We start from the raw sequence: 16,772 nt of genomic DNA, 5'->3' as shown, positions 1-16,772 counted from the left end.
GCCCGCAGCGGGGAACGGTCCTCAGACGCAGCGGGGAACGGTCCTCAGCCGGCGGGGAGCGAGCGGGCTATGTCCGGCACCGAGCGCTGCCACGTGCCGAAGTGGCCGGTCTTCGCACCCTGGTCGATCACCGTGGCCCGGGCGCCGTACTTCGCCAGCGAGCGAACGCACGCCCGGGTGTTGGCGACGGGGACGTGCGTGTCACCCGTCGCCGTGTAGAGCGTGGTGGGGACATCCGGCTCCGGGGCCCAGTCGCATGTGCCGCCACTGGCGCGTATCACCTTCCGGAACAGCCCCGACGGGTGCCGCAGCTTCTCGTGCCAGGTGTCGGTCAGCAATTCCTTGAGCGAGCCGGGCAGCTTCCCCTCCACGTCCTCCGCCGGGTGCTCGCCGTCGAAGAGGGTCTCGACGCGGTCGGCGTACGGGGCCCGGAAGACGTCGTGCGGGTCCTTGTACAGCGGGTACCGCCGGTTCTGCGCGGTGAGGTAGTAGGACACGTAGTAGACGGCGGCGTCCGGGGCGACGCGCCCGTCGAACATCCCGGGCAGGGTGCTGCCCTCCAGGTCGTAGGGACCGGAGACCGGTGCCAGCGCCCGCAGCCGGAAGCGCGGGTCCACGCCTCCGGCCAGCTCGCGGCTCAGGGCCATGGCCACCTGACCGCCCTGCGAGAACCCGGTCACCCCCACCCGGCCGTCCATCGACCGGCCCAGGGCCCGGACCGCCGAACGTGCCGCACGCAGCACGTCCAGGGACGCCGCCGACGACGACCACGCGTCCATGTACAGGTGCCGCCCCGGCCCCGTACCGAGACCGAGGTAGTCGGGAGCCACGCCCACCCGTCCCAGCGACGCGAACAACTGGGTCGCCGCCCGGTCCGGACTGTCGTCCGCGACCGAGGGCGCGTACCCGCGATAGGACAGCGTGCCGTGGGCGTGCACCACAGTGGGCAGCCGCCGGGCCCCGCCCTCCGGAAGGACCAGCAGCCCGGACGCGGTGGTCGGCCGCCCCTCGGGCGTGACGGTGCGGTACGTCAGCCGGTAGTCGGCGACGTCGTGCCGCGCCGCCTCCCCGTCGAACCCGGCCTCCCGCGCCTGCTCGACGATCCGCGCCCGACTCACGTGACCGAGCGGTACGACGGACACCAGCGTCCCGCGCCCGTGGTCGGCGCGCGCGGCGCCACGGCTGGTCACTGTGGCGCTGTGGACGGCCGGTGTGGCGCCTTGGACGATCGGTGTGGCGCTGTGGCTGGTCACTGTGGGCCCGTGGCCGGCCGGTATGGCGCCTTGGACGGCCGGAGCGGTCGCCGAAGCCCCCACCGCCACCGCGGGTGCGGCGGTCAAGGCCGCCAGCAGCACGGCGGCAGTGGCGGCCATGCCCGTACGCATCCCCCTTCCCCTCCGCCTCCGCCGGGAGGGGGCGCGCTCGCCACGCGCCTGCTGCCGCGCCCTGTTCACGTGCTCGTCCCCGCGCTCGTCCCCCTGCCCCTCCACGCGCTCATCCCCGTGCTCGTTCCGGTGCTCGTTCCGGTGCTCGTTCATGCCTCGCCTCGTCCTGTCCTCGTCCGTCGCCCACGTCCGTCGCTCACAACCGTCGCGGACGCCCCGGTGGTGCTCGGCGGTGTCCCCCTGGCGCTGATCGCCTGCGCGTCGCAGTGCCGCGCCGCAGCGCCGCGCGACCTGCGCGTCACAGTGCCGCGCGGCCGTCAGCAGTGCCGTCACCGGTGCCGTTCGGCCGCCTCGGTGACCGCCTGTAGAAACGTAGGACGCGAGCCGCCGCCCCGTAATGCGGATCCCCTCCGCTTCCACCTGCGGAAAGCCGCACCCGCAACCGGGGGAGAACCCTTCGGCGGCGGAACGGCCCTCATCGCCTCCGGCCCCCAACGGCAGCACAGGAATCACCGCTCCCGATCCCCCTCGGCGGCGCGGGTATTCCCCCTCCCGGCTCCCCAGCGGCACGAGCACCGGCCCACCGGCCCACCGGCACGAGCACCGACTCAGCGGACGGGCATCACCGAGTCGGCCACCCCACCCTCAACTCCACACGAGTCAGCGAGTCCACCACCTCCTCAGAACCCCGTGACCCCATCCCCCCTCAGAACCCCGTGACCCCATCCCCCCTCAGAACCCCGTGACCCCATCGGTCCGCTCCCGCAGCAGGTCCGCGTGGCCGTTGTGACGGGCGTACTCCCCTATCAGGCCGACCACTATCCGGCGCAGCGAGATCGGCTCACCCGATGCCGCGTGCACGCCCGTGGCATCCAACGAAGGGGCGTTCGCGACGATTTCGCGGGACCGCGCGCACTCCTCACGCCAGACCGCGAGCGCCTCCTGAGGGTCCCCGTCGAGCTTCTCGAAGTCCTGGTCGGGGTCGTCGTCCGTGTAGTAGAGGAGCGGCAGCTTCTCGCCTGCGAACTGCACGCGGAACCACCACCGCTCGACGCCGGCGAGGTGGCGGATCAGGCCGTGCAGGCTCATCCTGGAGGGATCGACGGCGCGCCGCGAGAGCTGCTCGGGCGACAGGCCGGAGCACTTCAGCTCGAACGTGGCGCGCTGCCAGTCGAGATAGCCGGTCAGGATCGTGCGCTCGTCCCCCACGCGGGGAAGCGCCTCCCGGGTGTCCCCGGGCCATTTCGGCGCCAGGTTGGCCGATGGAACAGCAGTCGATTCACTCATGCGCCGAGTGTGGCAGCCACCACTGACAACGCCCCGGCACCCGCCCATCACCCCAGGTCAGCACCCTTCCCACCGTCCGCGCGGGCTCCCGCTCCCACCTCCGCCGGACACGCCCCATCCGTACCCCAACGCCCCGCGACCTGCGGCCCCTTGCCTTCCGGAGGCACTTCTCATTACGGTCACGCCGTACCCGCACCTGATGCCGCGTCAGGGGTCATGCCGATCGCGACCGGCCGTCCGGACCGCCCGCACTCCCCGGACCCGGCCGGACCTGGAGTCGCCGATGCCCTGCCCCGCCCTCTCGGACGGGTTCGACCCCACGAACCCCGATGTCTACGAAAGCCGCGTTCCCTTGCCGGAGTTCGCCCAGTTGCGGCGCTCGGCTCCCGTCAGCTGGATCGCCCAGCCGCGCGACGCCGCCGGGTTCGACGACGAGGGCTACTGGGCCGTGACCCGCCATGAGGACGTCAAGGAGGTGTCCACCAAGCCCGACATATTCTCGGCCAGTCAGAACACCTCGATCATCCGGTTCTCCCCGGGCACACCGCGCGACCAGATCGAGGTACAGCGCCTGATCATGCTCAACATGGACCCGCCCGAGCACACCCGCGTCCGCCAGATCGTGCAGCGCGGTTTCACCCCGCGGGCGATCCGTGCGCTGGAGGGCGCCCTGCGCGAGCGGGCGACCCGGATCGTGGCCGCGGCGCGGGACGGCGGCACCGGGAACTTCGTCACGGATATCGCCGCCGAACTGCCGCTCCAGGCGATCGCCGAACTGATCGGCATCCCCCAGGAGGACCGCGCCCGTATCTTCCACTGGTCGAACCGGATGATCGGTTACGAGGACCCGGAACTGGCCCTCACCGAGGAAGCCGGCGCCGAGGCCTCCGTGGAGCTGATCTCGTACGCCATGTCGCTGGCCACGGCGCGCAAGGGGTGCCCCGCCCAGGACATCGTCACCCGGCTCGTCGCGGCGGAGGACGAGGGCAACCTGCGGCCCGACGAGTTCGGGTTCTTCGTCCTCCTGCTGGCCGTCGCGGGCAACGAGACCACCCGCAACGCCATCACGCACGGCATGCACGCCTTCCTCACCCACCCCGACCAGTGGGAACTCTTCAAACGCGAGCGGCCCAAGACGGCAGCCGAGGAGATCGTCCGCTGGGCGACGCCCGTGGTGTCCTTCCAGCGCACCGCCACCCAGGACACCACGCTCGGCGGCGCGCACATCCGCAAGGGTGACCGGGTCGGCCTGTTCTACGCCTCGGCCAACCACGACCCCGAGGTCTTCGACCGCCCCGAGGACTTCGACATCACCCGCGACCCCAACCCGCACCTCGGCTTCGGCGGCGGCGGTCCGCACTTCTGCCTCGGAAAGTCCCTGGCCGTCCTGGAGATCGACCTCATCTTCGGCGCCATCGCGGACGCCCTCCCGGACATCTCCCTCGCCGGCCCGCCGCGCCGCCTGCGGTCGTCCTGGCTGAACGGGGTGAAGGAGTTGCAGGTCCGGTACGGATAGCGGGTCGGGCGCGCCGTTGGGGTTCGGTATGGGCAGCGGATCGGGCGCGCCGTTGGTGGTCGACGCGCCGTTGGCGGTCCGGTACGGGTAGCCGGTCGGGCGCGCCGTTGGTGGTCGGCGTGGTCATGCGGTGACGAGGCGCGTGGCCGCGAAGGCGTCCCCCCGCGGTGTAGGCGTCCAGCGGAAGCCCTCGGCAAAGGCACCGTGACGGACGCCCGCCCGCCCTACTCCCCACCCGCCAGTCTGGCGATCGCCCGGGCCAGGAGCCTCGCGCGGGCCTCCGGGGTCCGGGCCCGGAGGAGGGGCAGGATCACGGCGTACCGGTCGGAGCGGCCGAGGCGCTCGAAGGCCGCGCGGGCGCGGGGGTCGCCGGCCAGCGCCTCGGCGAGGTCGGGCGGGACCGTGGCGGTGCGCTGCGGCGCGTACGCCGCGTCCCACCGGCCGTCCGCGCGGGCGGCCTCGACCTGCGCGTATCCGGGCGGGCTCATCCGGCCGGCCGCCATGAGCGCCTCCGCCTTCGCCACGTTGATCCGCGACCACGCACTGCCCGGGCGGCGCGGCGCATAGCGCTGGAGGTAGGAGTCCGCGTCGTACGCCTTGCGCTGTCCGTCGATCCAGCCGTAACACAGGGCGACGTCGAGCGCTTCCCCGATCGTGGGCAGGGCGATCCGCGTGTGCCGCTTGGCGATCCGCAGCCAGGCCTCCGTCCGGTCCGCGTGCCGCGCCCGCAGCCAGGACTCCCATGCGGCGGCGTCGCGGAACGCCAGCACGTCCACGCTACGGCCGCCGGCCGGCCGCGAGGACTTCGAGGCAGGGCTCGGCGCAAGCCAGGCACCCGCCCGGTCCCGGACCTTCGGAGGAGGGCTCCACGCCCAGGAACTCCGCGTACCAGGCCCCGGCTGCGGCCACGTCGTCCGCCCGGCAGCCGATCGTGCCGAAACCTCGCAGGCTCACCGCGCGCCCCCTCCCCGCCGTGGGATCGTCCCAGTTCCCCGTCGTGGGCTCGTCCCAGCGCCCGTTCCACGATGCCACCGCCACCGCCCGGCGACGAGGCCGCAGACGACGGCAGCGACAGACAACGACGAGGCCGCAGACGACGAGGCCGAAAACAACAAAGCCGCAGACGACCAGACCGCAGACGGCGGCAAGTCCGACGGGCCACCGAATCGGGCCTTGCGCCGCAACGAATGCCCCTCCGTCCGGTCGGAGTCCTCGCGTCCGGTCGGAGTCCTCGCGTCCGGACGGAGCCCTCGCCTCCGGACGAACCAGGGCGCCTCCCGCACCCGCGCGGTGATCCGTACGACGCGCCCCACAAGGTTGTGACCTGCTACTTCCACCCTGTTCCCGCACCGTCGACACTCGGCCGTCTCAAAACCACTGCTTCACCGTCCTTGCCAACAGCCACTGGCAGACTTAAAGTCAACTCGCCAGTAACACTTGGCAGTTCGGCACAATCGCGCACCGTCCCACACCGCTCATCGCGGAGTCGCACTTTGCGCGCACGTTCCCCCACACTTCCCCCACAAGCGCGCACGCACTTCGCCGCACCTTCACGCACGGCACCGCTCACTCGCGCAATTCACCGCATCCCTGCACCGCCGCACCGCGCACCCGCACCGCCGCACCGCGCACCTGAACGCAGCGGATCCGTCGGCCTCGGCACCCCGGCACCGGGGCCGGCGCCCGCACCCCGTAGCAACACCTCATGTCCACACTCCCCCCACCCATGTCGACAGCGCGACCCACCGCTTACGAAGGGGACTCACTCATGAAGGACGCACACGGAAGACATGTGACGGGGCGTGTCAGTTGGCGGAAGTTCGCCGTACTGTCCGTCCCCGCGCTCGCGGGCACGGCGGCGCTCGGCATCGCCCTGGCCAACGGCGCCCTGGCGGCGTCGTTCGCGGTGTCGGGCCAGCAGTTCAAGGTCTCCACCTCGCGGCTTGTGGGCGAGGGCTTCGCCCAGTACGGCGGCGTGGACACCAATGCCCGGGGAGACCTGCTGCCCGTCGCCATCACCGCGTTCAAGAAGGCGGAACTGCACAACCTGTGCCAGTCCGTCGTGACCAGCCTGCCCGTCCTCGGTGACATCTCGCTCAACCTCACCGCGGGCAAGGGCGGCAAGCCCGTCGAGGCCACCAACCTCTTCGTGGACGCCACCCAGCTCTCCGGCAACGCGTCCTTCAACAACATCGAGATCGGCCGCGACGCCTCCACGCTGGACAAGGGCCCCGACAGCGCCCAGGGCATGCAGGACATGTTCTCCCAGCAGGCCGACGACACGGTGATCACCAACGTCAAGCAGACGGCCTGGGCCACCAACGCCGGGACCTTCAAGCTGACCGGGCTGAGCATGAACATCTCCAAGGGCAAGAAGGAATGCTTCTGACATGACGGCCGCCGCCGACCCGGACCGCCACGCGCAGAGCCCTCCACGGAGCCGTGGGGATGCCCAGGGAGACGTCCGTATGAAGCGCCGTACGGAGAACCGTCCGGGCCGCCGGGCGAACAACCACCTGGCCGCCGCCCCCGCACTCCCCGGGGACGACTTCCCCAAGGGGGTCCCCTCCGACTCCGAGGACACCCTCCCCTTGGAGAGCCGGTCGCCGGGCACGGAGGACCCCTCGGTGGGCGCGCCGGAAACCCGCCCCGGGCCCGGCACACCCGGTACATCCGGCACACCCGGTACATCCGGCACGCTCGGCACACCCGATACGTCCGGCACGTCCGGCACGGAGAACCAGACCCGCCTGGGCCCGTGGGCCCGGTGGCGGCGATGGCGCAAGGGGCGACCCTTCTGGGGCGGGCTGGCGGCCAGCGTCGCCGGGGCCGAGATCTGCGCCATCCCGCTGGCTCCGCTGAAGGTCATGCTCCAGCAGGGCATCGCCGGCATCCCGTCCATCCTGGTGGGCGTGGTGATGATCGTGATGGGCCTGGCCGCGTGGTTCGCCCCGCACTACCGGGGACTGGCGGGGGTCGTCACCGTGCTCCTGGCCATGGCGGCCCTGGTCATGTCCAACCTCGGCGGCTTCCTGTTCGGCACCGTCATCGGCATCATCGGCGGCGCCCTGATCTTCGCCTGGCAGCCGCGTCCCAGCACGCCGGAGGCGGCCGGCCCGACCGTGCAGGACACGTCCGGCGCGACCTCCACCTGACCGGCGGCCGATGCCGGACGGACCCTGGCGCACGGCCTACGCCGGACGGCCCACGGCCCACAGCGCCTGGCGCACGTCCGGTGACCGCCGCCCGTCCTCACCGCGCGCACCCACCCACGCAGCGACCGCACCCGCCGCGCTTCCACCGCACCGATCCGCGCAAGCACCCGCATCCGCATCCGCAGAAGCACTCGCATCGCAGAAGGAGAGATCCGAGATGACGCATCCTGCCTCGCGCACGCGCGCTCTGCTCGCCACCGGCACGGGAGTCCTGGCGATCGCGGCGTTGTCGCTCGCCGTTCCGGGTTCGGCCACCGCCGCCCAGCCGGCCCCGGCCCCCGCCGCGGGGTCCACCACCGTGGCCCCGGCCGGTCACTCGTACGAAGCCACGCTGGTCAGCGGCACCAAGGCCACGTTCAAGGCCGGTCCCGTAACCGTCACCTGCTCCGTCTCCAAGGCGTCCGGGAAAGTCCCAGCGGCGCCGGACAACCACAACCCGGACGGAGCGGTCAGCAACGGCATCAGCTCGCCGACCTACACCAACTGCTCCACGAGCATGCCGGGCGTCAGCGCCACCGTTGACACCACGGGTTCCCCCTGGACCGTCGCCATGCAGAACGGCGCGCCGACCACCGGGTCCCTGTCCTTCGGGCCCGGCGGGTTCGTCGTCAAGACCAGTGGTCTGGCGTCCTGCACCGTGACCGCCTCGCCGTCCACCGCGACCGGTACGTGGACCAACGGCGCGCCGTCCACCCTCAAGTTCACCAATGTGTCGGTGCCGGTGAAGGTGGTGGGCGGCTTCGGTTGCCCGACGAGCGCCACGACCTCCACCTTCAACGCGACCTACCAGGTCGTCGACACCACCGACCCGGCGTCCCAGATCACCGTCGGGGGCTGATGCCGGAAGCTCACGTCAGAAGCTCACTTCGGAAGCCGATCCCGCGCCCGGTCCGGTCCGGGCCGCCCCCTAGGGGAGACCACCCGGACCGGACCCGGCCCCCGCCGTCGTCCTCATCCACCACCAAGGGCGACCGTCGTCCTCATCCACCACCAAAGGCGACCGTCATCCTCATCCACCACCGAGGACGACGGCCACCGTCGTAGCGACGAGCACCACGAGGGCCACCGTGCCCAGGCACGCGGCGATCAGGCGGCGGCGCAGGAAGCGGTAGACCTCCTCGTACTCCGTGCGCAGTTCCCCGCTGCGGGAGGCGATGCGCCGCAGGTAGGAGCGGGACACCTCAAGCTGGTCCCGCGCGTAGTGGCGCTCGACCTCCTCCCGCTGGGAGTCGGTGAGCCAGGGCATGCCGGAGCTGAAGTCGCGGGCGCGGGCCCGGACCTTTTCCTTCTCGGCCTCCCACAGCAGGTATCCCTCGATCTCGTTGATCGCCCGGGCCGTGCTCGTCCCACCGCTCATACGAGGGCGCCCTTCTTGTCGTCCTGCTCCAGTGCGTGGACTTCCTGCGCGATGTCGGGGTGGTGCAGGTCGAACGCCGGGGATTCGGAGCGGATGCGCGGCAGCGAGGTGAAGTTGTGCCGCGGCGGCGGGCAGGAGGTCGCCCACTCCAGCGAACGGCCGTAGCCCCACGGGTCGTCGGCCTCGATTTTCTCACCGTATTTGGCGGTCTTCCAGACGTTGTAGAGGAACGGCAGGATCGACAGGCCGAGGAGGAAGGAGAAGATCGTGGAAACGGTGTTCAGGGCCGTGATGCCGTCGGCGTCCAGGTAGTCGGAGATGCGCCGCTGCATTCCCTCGGCACCCAGCCAGTGCTGGACGAGGAAGGTGCCGTGGAATCCGACGAACAGCGTCCAGAAGGTGATTTTGCCGAGCCGCTCGTCCAGCATCTTGCCGGTGAACTTCGGCCACCAGAAATGGAAGCCGGAGAACATCGCGAAGACGACCGTGCCGAAAATGACGTAGTGGAAGTGCGCCACCACGAAGTACGAGTCGGAAACGTGGAAGTCCAGCGGCGGCGAGGCCAGGATGACACCCGTCAGGCCGCCGAAGACGAAGGTGATCAGGAAGCCGACCGCCCAGAGCATCGGCGTCTCGAAGGAGAGTGAGCCCTTCCACATCGTGCCGAGCCAGTTGAAGAACTTCACGCCCGTCGGCACCGCGATCAGGAACGTCATGAAGGAGAAGAACGGCAGCAGCACGCCGCCCGTGACGTACATGTGGTGCGCCCACACCGTCACCGACAGGCCCGCGATCGCGATCGTCGCCGCGATCAGACCGAAGTAGCCGAACATGGGCTTGCGCGAGAAGACCGGGATGACCTCGGAGATGATGCCGAAGAACGGCAGCGCGATGATGTAGACCTCTGGGTGCCCGAAGAACCAGAACAGGTGCTGCCACAGGAAAGCGCCACCATTGGCGGCGTCGAAGATGTGCGCCCCGAATTTGCGGTCCACCTCCAGCGCGAACAGCGCGGCGGCCAGCACGGGGAAGGCCAGCAGGACCAGCACACCGGTCAGCAGCACGTTCCAGGTGAAGATCGGCATCCGGAACATCGTCATGCCCGGCGCGCGCATGCAGATGATGGTGGTGATGAAATTGACCGCGCCGAGGATCGTGCCGAAGCCGGAGAAGGCCAGACCCATGATCCACATATCCGCGCCGATGCTCGGCGAATACGTGGCGCCGGAAAGCGGCGCGTAGGCGAACCAGCCGAAACTCGCCGCGCCCTGCGGTGTCAGGAATCCACCGACCGCGATCAGCGAACCGAAGAGATAGAGCCAATAGGCGAACATGTTGAGCCGGGGAAAGGCGACATCCGGCGCGCCGATCTGGAGCGGCATGATCCAGTTCGCGAAACCGGAGAACAGCGGCGTCGCGAACATCAGCAGCATGATCGTGCCGTGCATCGTGAACGCCTGGTTGAACTGCTCGTTCGACATGATCTGCGTACCCGGGCGCGCCAGCTCGGCGCGCATCAGCAGGGCCATCAGCCCGCCCAGGCAGAAGAATCCGAACGCGGTGACCAGATAGAGCGTGCCGATCGTCTTGTGGTCGGTGGTCGTCAGCCACTTCACAGGGAGCCTCATGCCCCGTACGTGTCCGGGAGCGCCCCGGAACGTCACAGGCAAGCCCTGTCACGAACCTCACCGCGACGGGGTGTGAAGATCCCCGGTATGCCGGACACCAACGAGTCATGAGCACGGACGACGCCTTCGCCGATGCCTATCGCGCGCACTACTGGGCGGTCAGCCGCTTCGTGGCCCGCAGACTGGACGGCCAGGCACACGAGGTCGAAGAAGTGGTCGCGGAGGTCTTCTCCATAGCCTGGAGACGCCGCGCCGAGCTGCCCGAGTCCCCGCTGCCGTGGCTGTACGGGGTCGCCCGGAACTGCCTGAACAACACGGTGCGCGGCCTGGGCCGCTACCGCCGCCTGCTGCTCCGGCTCGGCCACCAGGAGGCCACCGCCGGCCCCCGCACGGTCGCCTCCCCCGACGCGGAGCGCCCCGGCTCCTGGGTGCATGAAGCGCTGGCCCGCCTCTCCCCCACCGACCAAGAGGCGCTGCGCCTGACGGCCTGGGAGGAGCTGACCCTCGACGAGCTGGCCGTCGCCCTCGGCTGCAGCCGCAGCGCGGCGGCGATGCGGCTGCACCGCGCCCGGCAGCGCCTGCGCGCGGAGATCGACCGGATGCGGACGACGACGGGAACGGGGCCTGAAGCAGGCACAAGGAAGAAGGAACCCCCCGAGGCGGCCGGGCGCCCGACCGCCCGCCGGGCCCGCGCCGCGTCCGCCCCGCCCGGCACCCCGACCGGCGCCCCCACCCCCACCCCGGTCACCCGCGCCATCCGCCGGGCCGCCACCAGGACCACCCCCACTCCCCCGATTCCCGCCACGGCCACCCCTTCCCCCACCCACCTCACCACCCTCACCACCGGCAACGACAAGGGGATGCGGCGATGACCGACGAACTCGACCTGCTGCGCGCGGCCGACCCGGTGCGGGCGGACGCCGGCCCCTGGCGCGACCGGCCGCTGGACGCCCGCGCCGAACGGCGGCTGAACGACCTGCTGCACGGCGAGCTGCCGCACGGCAAGCCCGGCAAGCAGCATGGCGAGCTGCTGCACGGCAAGCCCGGCAAGCAGCACGGCGAACCAAGCGAGCAGCACAGCCAGCCCGGCAAGCAGCGCCCGAAGAGGCGGCGGCGCCTCATCCTGAGCGCCGCCGTCGGCACCGTCGCCGCCGCCACGGCGCTCGTCCTCGTCTTCTCGCCGGCGGGCGGGACGTCGGCGATCGCCGCCCCCGCCCCGCTCCACCCCTACTCCGCGTCCGCCGCCGTCCCCCTGGACGTGGTCGCCCGCCGGGCCCAGGCGATCGCCGACGCCGAGGGCGGCCGGTACGGCGGGCACCGGGGCAGCCATCTGCAGACCTGGTCGCTCAGCATGGAGACGGGCCCCGACGCGGCGGCGCCGGTCACCGTCCCCGAGGAGCGGATCAGCCGCTGGAACCCCGACGGCAGCGGCTCGGAGATGGTGGTGGCCACCGACCCGCTGCACCCCGGCCGCCCGGTGATCAACGACGACCACGGCCCCTGGCGCACGGTCAACGACGGCAAGGTCCTGCGCCGCCAGGACTATCCGCCCGGCACCTCCGGTCACCACGGCCTGGTCGGCGAGATCCCGCCGTCCGACCCCGAGGAACTGCGCCGGTTCCTGCGCGACCTGTACGGAAACACCACCCGCACCCCCCAGCTCCTGCGGGCGCTCTCGTCCTTCCTCCAGGACTGGACCCCGGGCCCCGGCCAGACGGCCGCCGTGGTCAAGATGCTGCTCGGCGCCGACGGTCTGCGCCCGGCGGGCGCGGTGACCGACCGCCTCGGCCGCAAGGGGCAGGCGTACGTCTACGACGGCCCGGACGACGCCGGGGATGCGACCCGCAGCATGATCATCCTCGATCCGGACGACGGCCGGGTGCTCGGCCTGGAGACGACCTTCACCAAGGACGTGCCCGACTTCAAGATCAAGGCGGGCCAGGTGCTGTCGTACGAGGCGTGGATGACGTGACGCGAGGGGCGGCCCGGGCCCCCAGCCCCCGGGACCCCAGCCTCCGGGACTTCAGCCTCCGGGCCGCCCGTCACCATCACCCCTCACCCCTCACCCCTCACCCGTCATCCGTCATCCGTCACCCGTCACCCGTCACCCGTCACCGAAAACGGTGGGCACTCAGACCACACACACGTGACCCACACCACAAAACACCCCCCAGTTCCGGTGGATCTTCGCGATAAGGATCACAAACACACCTGACGAAGATTTATTTGCGAAAGCACGTTTGCCCAGCGGAGAGCGGGTAGAAGCCCTCGTGCGCGGTCAGTCATGCACTGTCCGTAATGCCCAAGTCTGCCCCTATGGTCGATATTCGCCCGTCGCGCCATGGCGGGTGGTGACCCTGTAGTCGTCCCAGAGAGCGCAGGCGAGCGAGCACGTGCCGACGCCATCGACCGTTGCCCCCAGACCCCGTACCCACGACCCCGCACCATCCTCCGCACCCACCCCCGTCCCGGCCCCAGCGTCCGGCGAGGCCGCAGGAGCGGACCGGCGTGACGTCACCGTCGTCGACCCGGCGATGGCCAAGCGCGCGGTGTCGGCGGCGGCGCTCGGCAACGCGATGGAGTGGTTCGACTTCGGTGTCTACAGCTACATCGCGGTCACGCTCGGCAAGGTCTTCTTCCCGTCCGGGAACGACACCGCGCAGTTGCTGTCGACGTTCGGCGCCTTCGCCGCGGCGTTCCTGGTCCGCCCCATCGGCGGCATGGTCTTCGGCCCGCTCGGCGACCGCATCGGCCGGCAGAAGATCCTCGCCATCACGATGATCATGATGGCGGCGGGCACCTTCGCGATCGGCCTGATCCCCTCCTACGCCACCATCGGCGTCTGGGCGCCCGTCCTCCTGCTGGTCGCCCGCCTCGTGCAGGGCTTCTCGACCGGTGGTGAGTACGGGGGCGCGTCCACCTTCATCGCCGAGTACGCGCCGGACAAGAAGCGCGGCTTCTTCGGGAGCTGGCTGGAGTTCGGCACGCTGGCCGGTTACGTCGGCGGCGCCGGCCTGGTGACGCTGATGACCTGGCTGCTCAGCGCGGACGACCTGGTCTCCTGGGGCTGGCGCATCCCGTTCCTGATCGCGGGCCCGATGGGCATCATCGGCCTCTACCTGCGGATGCGCCTGGAGGAGACCCCGGCGTTCGCGCAGATGGAGAAGGAGGCGCGGACGCAGGAGAAGGAGCGGCGCGCGGCCGAGAAGCGGATCGGCGTCCGCGAGATGATCTTCGGTCAGTGGCGGGCGATGCTGCTGTGCGTCGGCCTGGTGCTCGTCTTCAACGTCACCGACTACATGCTCCTGTCGTACATGCCGAGCTACCTGACCTCGGAGCTGAAGTACGACGAGACGCACGGCCTGCTCGTCGTCCTGGCGGTCATGGTGCTGATGATGTGCGTGCAGCCCTTCGCCGGCCGGCTCAGCGACCGCTTCGGCCGCCGCCCGGTCATCGCCGCCGGCTGCGCCGGTTTCCTGGTGCTGTCGGTGCCCGCGCTGCTGCTGATCCGTCAGGGTTCGCTGGCGGCGATCGGGCTGGGCATGGCCGCGCTCGGACTGCTGCTGGTGTGCTTCACCTCCACCATGCCGTCCACGCTGCCCGCCCTGTTCCCGACGAAGGTCCGTTACGGATCGCTTTCGATCGCCTTCAACGTCTCCGTGTCCATCTTCGGCGGAACGACCCCGCTGGTGGTGACCGCGCTGATCGGCGCCACGGGCAACCGCATGATGCCCGCCTACTACATGATGGCCGCGGCTATCGTCGGCGGCATCGCCGTCTTCCTGATGTCCGAGAGCGCCCGCAAGCCGCTCCCCGGCTCGCCCCCGGCGGTGGCGACCGAGGCGGAGGCCCGCGAACTGACGCGCGTCACGAAGCGATAGCCACCGCGGGTCTCGCAGGTGTTTCGGCGGCGGTCTCCGAACGGAGGCCGCCGCGCACCGTATCCAGGTACTCGGCGATGGCGTCCCGGTTGCGGATCAGGCACTCCACCCGTTCGGTCATACGGTCGCGTTCCTGCTCCAGCGTGGCGATCATCTCCGGCGTCGCGTCGGAGAAGTGGATGACCCGCGGCTTGTCGAGGCAGGGCAGGATCTGCCGGATGATCCGCGTGGGCAGCCCGGCATCGAGCAGCCCCCTGATCTGCAACACCCGGTCCACGAACCGCTCGTCGTACTCCCGGTACCCGTTCGCCGACCGACTCGCGGCGATCAGCCCTTGCTCCTCGTAGTACCGCAACAGCCGCCGCGACGTACCCGTCCGCTCCGCCAACTCCCCGATCCGCATGCGGTCGACCTCGTATCCCGTTGCTTCTGTTCTGTTCTCTGGGGCGGTGACGGCGACGGACGAACCTCCGCGCGACGGACCAGCCCCGCGTCAGCGCAACGCCTCCTCCCGGTCCGGCGATTCCCGTCCGGCCGTTCCCATCCGGCGATTCCCGTCCGGCCATTCGCGTCCGGCCCGGCGTCCCGTCTCTGGGATGCGCGCGTGATGAGCCGACGGGCGCCGATCTTCCCTCCCCCCGGACCGCTCGGGACCGAACGCACGGTGTGCCGGGCCCTCTTCCCGAGGACCCGGCACCTTCAGCGTGTCCGGCTCACCACGCCGGAGCCGGCTTCCGGCCGTCGGCCGCCCGGCGCCGCACGCCGTACGCGACGGTCACGATCCCGAGCAGTGGCCCCCAGGCCACCAGTGGGGCGTAACAGGCCGTCATGACCCAGTAGGCCGTGCCCGTGGGCGACGTCGGGGCGCCCATGTTCCCCGGGTCGTTCCATCCGAAGACGCCCGCCGCGCCCATGAAAGTGAGAACCGCCGCGCCGAGCCCGGCCGGGACCACGGCCGCCCACGGCGGTACGCGGCGCCCGCCGATCAGCGGCAGCCAACGCGGCACCACCTCGCCCCAGCGCCGTACGAGACCCAGCGTCAGCAGCCCCAGCCCGTCGGCCAGCAGACTCAACGCGATCATGTAGAGCGAGAACGGACTGCCGAACCGGACGTGGGCGAGGTCGGAATCCCCGGTGAAGCCGAGTGGGACGCCGACCGCCCCGGCGATCCGCCACAGGCTGGACGGCAGCGGAGTGAGCGCCGCCAAATGGGCCGCCCGCACCACCCAGCGCGGCGGCGCCCCGTCCCCGTTCGCCCGGCGCGCGTACGCGTCCCCCGGGGTTGGCTCCCGGGTGACCCGCCCGGCCCTGACCGTCCGCGTCGTCACGCTGCTCACTTCCGGTGCCCTTCCAGCCCGTCGGCGGGCATGCGCCCGTTCTTCACCGCGCGCTCGTCACCTGCGGCGTGCTCGCCCTGGACGGCGTTCTTCCCGGCGCTCTTCCCAGCGCTCTTCCCAGCGTTCTTCTCGGCGCTCTTCCCGGCATCCTCGTTCGTCGGCATGACGTGACGCACCGTGAAGTCACCGCTCTCCACCGTCTCGTACGGAGCGGCGCTCAGGCACTTCGGCACGTTCATCGTGGGGATGGCGTCCACCGCCCAGCTGTAACCGAGGCGGTCGTGCTTGCCGTTGTCGTAGACGGTGAATCCGACGCGCTTGCCTATCACGCGGCGGTCGGGGTGGTCGGACCGGAGGATGACACCGGTGGCCGTGGCGACGGGGCCCCCGGTGAGCAGGCAGTCGATGCGGCCCTCGAAGTGCGCGCCCTGCTTGCCGTCCGCCGTGAAGTGGCTGAAGCGGAAGGTGCCGCGCGAGGTGCCGGGCGGGGTTCCGGGCTCGGGGTCCTTGGGCGCGAAGCCGTGGGCGTCGAAGGAGAACCGGACGCGCTGCCCGTCCTCCCGGTACATCTTGGCGGACCCGGTCAGGCTCGACTCCTTGGCCGCGCCTTTCCCTCCCTTCCCGCTCCGTACGGTCTCCACGCCGTTTCCCGCGGGGGTGTGCGCCGAGGCGGAGAGACGGGGCCGTTCAACCGCGCCGTCGGCGGCACCGGCCGTGGCGGTGAACCCGCCGAGGGCCGCCAGGACGGTGGTCGCGGCCACGGTGGCGAGGGCCGCACGGCGCGTACGAGGCGATCGAGACATGACGAACTCCCATTCCGGAGGCGACGCCTTCCAGGCGCGCCGCCGTGTTCGGATCACGGCCGATCAGCTCCCTGACCGGCTCCGTGATCAGCTTCCGCCGCGGCGGTGTGCCGCGGACATCCGCCGATCGGCAGATCCCCGCGCTCCCCACCGGTCCGGCTCCGCCGATCGGCAGAGGGGCGCGCCCGCACGAAGATCAATAAGCTCTCGCCGTCGGAGCCGAGGGTTACGGACGAGGCACGGGTGAGGCATGGGGGAGGCGCGGTGCGCGAAGAGGACACGACGGCGGAGGACCGGGCCGTCCGCCGGGGGAAGCGGTCTCTCGGAGATCCCGTCCGGACGAGGCGGTCTCTCGGACGCCTC

14 protein-coding genes and 2 pseudogenes are annotated in these 16,772 nt (G+C 71.0%); 7 read left to right on the top strand and 9 right to left on the bottom strand.

Annotation, left to right across the window (positions count from 1 at the left end):
• Window positions 1-44: 44 nt before the first annotated feature.
• Both ABZX96_RS20215 and ABZX96_RS20210 read right to left on the bottom strand, forming a co-directional pair.
• Entirely contained in the window at window positions 45-1,538 is a 1,494-nt protein-coding gene (locus tag ABZX96_RS20215; RefSeq protein ID WP_355546249.1) for an alpha/beta hydrolase, read from the bottom strand.
• A gap of 579 nt (window positions 1,539-2,117) precedes the next feature.
• Window positions 2,118-2,672, bottom strand: coding sequence for a DinB family protein (locus tag ABZX96_RS20210; RefSeq protein WP_355546247.1), 555 nt, complete (start codon window positions 2,670-2,672; stop codon window positions 2,118-2,120).
• A 283-nt stretch (window positions 2,673-2,955) separates the two neighbouring features.
• Between ABZX96_RS20210 and ABZX96_RS20205 the strand changes: the two genes are divergently transcribed.
• Window positions 2,956-4,188 (top strand): cytochrome P450, encoded by a 1,233-nt coding sequence (locus tag ABZX96_RS20205; protein ID WP_355546245.1) that lies wholly within the window; start codon window positions 2,956-2,958, stop codon window positions 4,186-4,188.
• A 224-nt stretch (window positions 4,189-4,412) separates the two neighbouring features.
• On the opposite strand, the gene ABZX96_RS20200 is transcribed toward ABZX96_RS20205, so the two are convergent.
• Entirely contained in the window at window positions 4,413-4,964 is a 552-nt protein-coding gene (locus tag ABZX96_RS20200; RefSeq protein WP_355546243.1) for a YdeI/OmpD-associated family protein, read from the bottom strand.
• Between the two features lies 1 nt (window position 4,965).
• Window positions 4,966-5,142 (bottom strand): hypothetical protein, encoded by a 177-nt coding sequence (locus tag ABZX96_RS20195; RefSeq protein WP_355546241.1) that lies wholly within the window; start codon window positions 5,140-5,142, stop codon window positions 4,966-4,968.
• Window positions 5,143-5,956: 814 nt separating this feature from the next.
• On the opposite strand from ABZX96_RS20195, the gene ABZX96_RS20190 reads away from it, so the two are divergent.
• The 3 genes from ABZX96_RS20190 to ABZX96_RS20180 all read left to right on the top strand — a co-directional run bounded on the left by ABZX96_RS20190 (window position 5,957) and on the right by ABZX96_RS20180 (window position 8,241).
• Entirely contained in the window at window positions 5,957-6,577 is a 621-nt protein-coding gene (locus tag ABZX96_RS20190) for a DUF6230 family protein (protein ID WP_355546239.1), read from the top strand.
• Between the two features lie 79 nt (window positions 6,578-6,656).
• A complete protein-coding gene (locus ABZX96_RS20185) occupies window positions 6,657-7,343 on the top strand; it encodes a DUF6114 domain-containing protein (protein WP_355546237.1) in 687 nt (228 codons plus the stop codon).
• 217 nt (window positions 7,344-7,560) lie between these two features.
• Window positions 7,561-8,241: a hypothetical protein gene (locus tag ABZX96_RS20180; protein WP_355546235.1), complete on the top strand. Its 681-nt coding sequence runs from the start codon at window positions 7,561-7,563 to the stop codon at window positions 8,239-8,241.
• Window positions 8,242-8,412: 171 nt separating this feature from the next.
• On the opposite strand, the gene ABZX96_RS20175 is transcribed toward ABZX96_RS20180, so the two are convergent.
• Window positions 8,413-8,760, bottom strand: a complete 348-nt coding sequence (locus ABZX96_RS20175) for a hypothetical protein (protein ID WP_355546233.1) — start codon at window positions 8,758-8,760, stop codon at window positions 8,413-8,415.
• Window positions 8,757-10,376: pseudogene (gene ctaD, locus ABZX96_RS20170) on the bottom strand (cytochrome c oxidase subunit I); the annotation flags it as partial. The pseudogene ctaD and the gene ABZX96_RS20175, both read right to left, overlap by 4 nt.
• 119 nt (window positions 10,377-10,495) lie before the next feature.
• On the opposite strand from ctaD, the pseudogene ABZX96_RS20165 reads away from it, so the two are divergent.
• The 3 genes and pseudogenes from ABZX96_RS20165 to proP all read left to right on the top strand — a co-directional run.
• A pseudogene (locus tag ABZX96_RS20165) lies at window positions 10,496-10,993 on the top strand (sigma-70 family RNA polymerase sigma factor); the annotation flags it as partial.
• A 263-nt stretch (window positions 10,994-11,256) separates the two neighbouring features.
• Entirely contained in the window at window positions 11,257-12,360 is a 1,104-nt protein-coding gene (locus ABZX96_RS20160) for a CU044_5270 family protein (protein ID WP_355546231.1), read from the top strand.
• 421 nt (window positions 12,361-12,781) lie between these two features.
• Window positions 12,782-14,269 carry a glycine betaine/L-proline transporter ProP gene (proP, locus tag ABZX96_RS20155; protein WP_355546229.1) on the top strand — a complete coding sequence of 496 codons (1,488 nt, stop codon included), beginning with the start codon at window positions 12,782-12,784 and terminating at the stop codon, window positions 14,267-14,269.
• Here the strand turns inward: proP and ABZX96_RS20150 are convergent.
• The 3 genes from ABZX96_RS20150 to ABZX96_RS20140 all read right to left on the bottom strand — a co-directional run bounded on the left by ABZX96_RS20150 (window position 14,256) and on the right by ABZX96_RS20140 (window position 16,409).
• Window positions 14,256-14,672 carry a MerR family transcriptional regulator gene (locus ABZX96_RS20150; RefSeq protein WP_355546227.1) on the bottom strand — a complete coding sequence of 139 codons (417 nt, stop codon included), beginning with the start codon at window positions 14,670-14,672 and terminating at the stop codon, window positions 14,256-14,258. The two genes, proP and ABZX96_RS20150, sit on opposite strands and share 14 nt — an antisense overlap.
• Before the next feature lie 310 nt (window positions 14,673-14,982).
• Window positions 14,983-15,597 (bottom strand): hypothetical protein, encoded by a 615-nt coding sequence (locus tag ABZX96_RS20145; RefSeq protein ID WP_355546225.1) that lies wholly within the window; start codon window positions 15,595-15,597, stop codon window positions 14,983-14,985.
• A 5-nt stretch (window positions 15,598-15,602) separates the two neighbouring features.
• Entirely contained in the window at window positions 15,603-16,409 is an 807-nt protein-coding gene (locus ABZX96_RS20140; protein WP_355546223.1) for a hypothetical protein, read from the bottom strand.
• Window positions 16,410-16,772 lie beyond the last annotated feature (363 nt).

The organism is Streptomyces sp. NPDC003077, assembly GCF_040611095.1.
Lineage (GTDB): Bacteria > Actinomycetota > Actinomycetes > Streptomycetales > Streptomycetaceae > Streptomyces.
The sequence above is the reverse complement of the archived record's forward strand: the minus strand, read 5'-3'. Positions and strand labels throughout refer to the sequence as shown.

Coding starts and splice junctions, on each gene's coding strand:
- ABZX96_RS20215 (WP_355546249.1), bottom strand. CDS start 1,538: ATGAACGAGCACCGGAACGAGCACCGGAACGAGCACGGGGATGAGCGC.
- ABZX96_RS20210 (WP_355546247.1), bottom strand. CDS start 2,672: ATGAGTGAATCGACTGCTGTTCCATCGGCCAACCTGGCGCCGAAATGG.
- ABZX96_RS20205 (WP_355546245.1), top strand. CDS start 2,956: ATGCCCTGCCCCGCCCTCTCGGACGGGTTCGACCCCACGAACCCCGAT.
- ABZX96_RS20190 (WP_355546239.1), top strand. CDS start 5,957: ATGAAGGACGCACACGGAAGACATGTGACGGGGCGTGTCAGTTGGCGG.
- ABZX96_RS20185 (WP_355546237.1), top strand. CDS start 6,657: ATGAAGCGCCGTACGGAGAACCGTCCGGGCCGCCGGGCGAACAACCAC.
- ABZX96_RS20180 (WP_355546235.1), top strand. CDS start 7,561: ATGACGCATCCTGCCTCGCGCACGCGCGCTCTGCTCGCCACCGGCACG.
- ABZX96_RS20175 (WP_355546233.1), bottom strand. CDS start 8,760: ATGAGCGGTGGGACGAGCACGGCCCGGGCGATCAACGAGATCGAGGGA.
- ABZX96_RS20160 (WP_355546231.1), top strand. CDS start 11,257: ATGACCGACGAACTCGACCTGCTGCGCGCGGCCGACCCGGTGCGGGCG.
- ABZX96_RS20150 (WP_355546227.1), bottom strand. CDS start 14,672: ATGCGGATCGGGGAGTTGGCGGAGCGGACGGGTACGTCGCGGCGGCTG.
- ABZX96_RS20140 (WP_355546223.1), bottom strand. CDS start 16,409: ATGTCTCGATCGCCTCGTACGCGCCGTGCGGCCCTCGCCACCGTGGCC.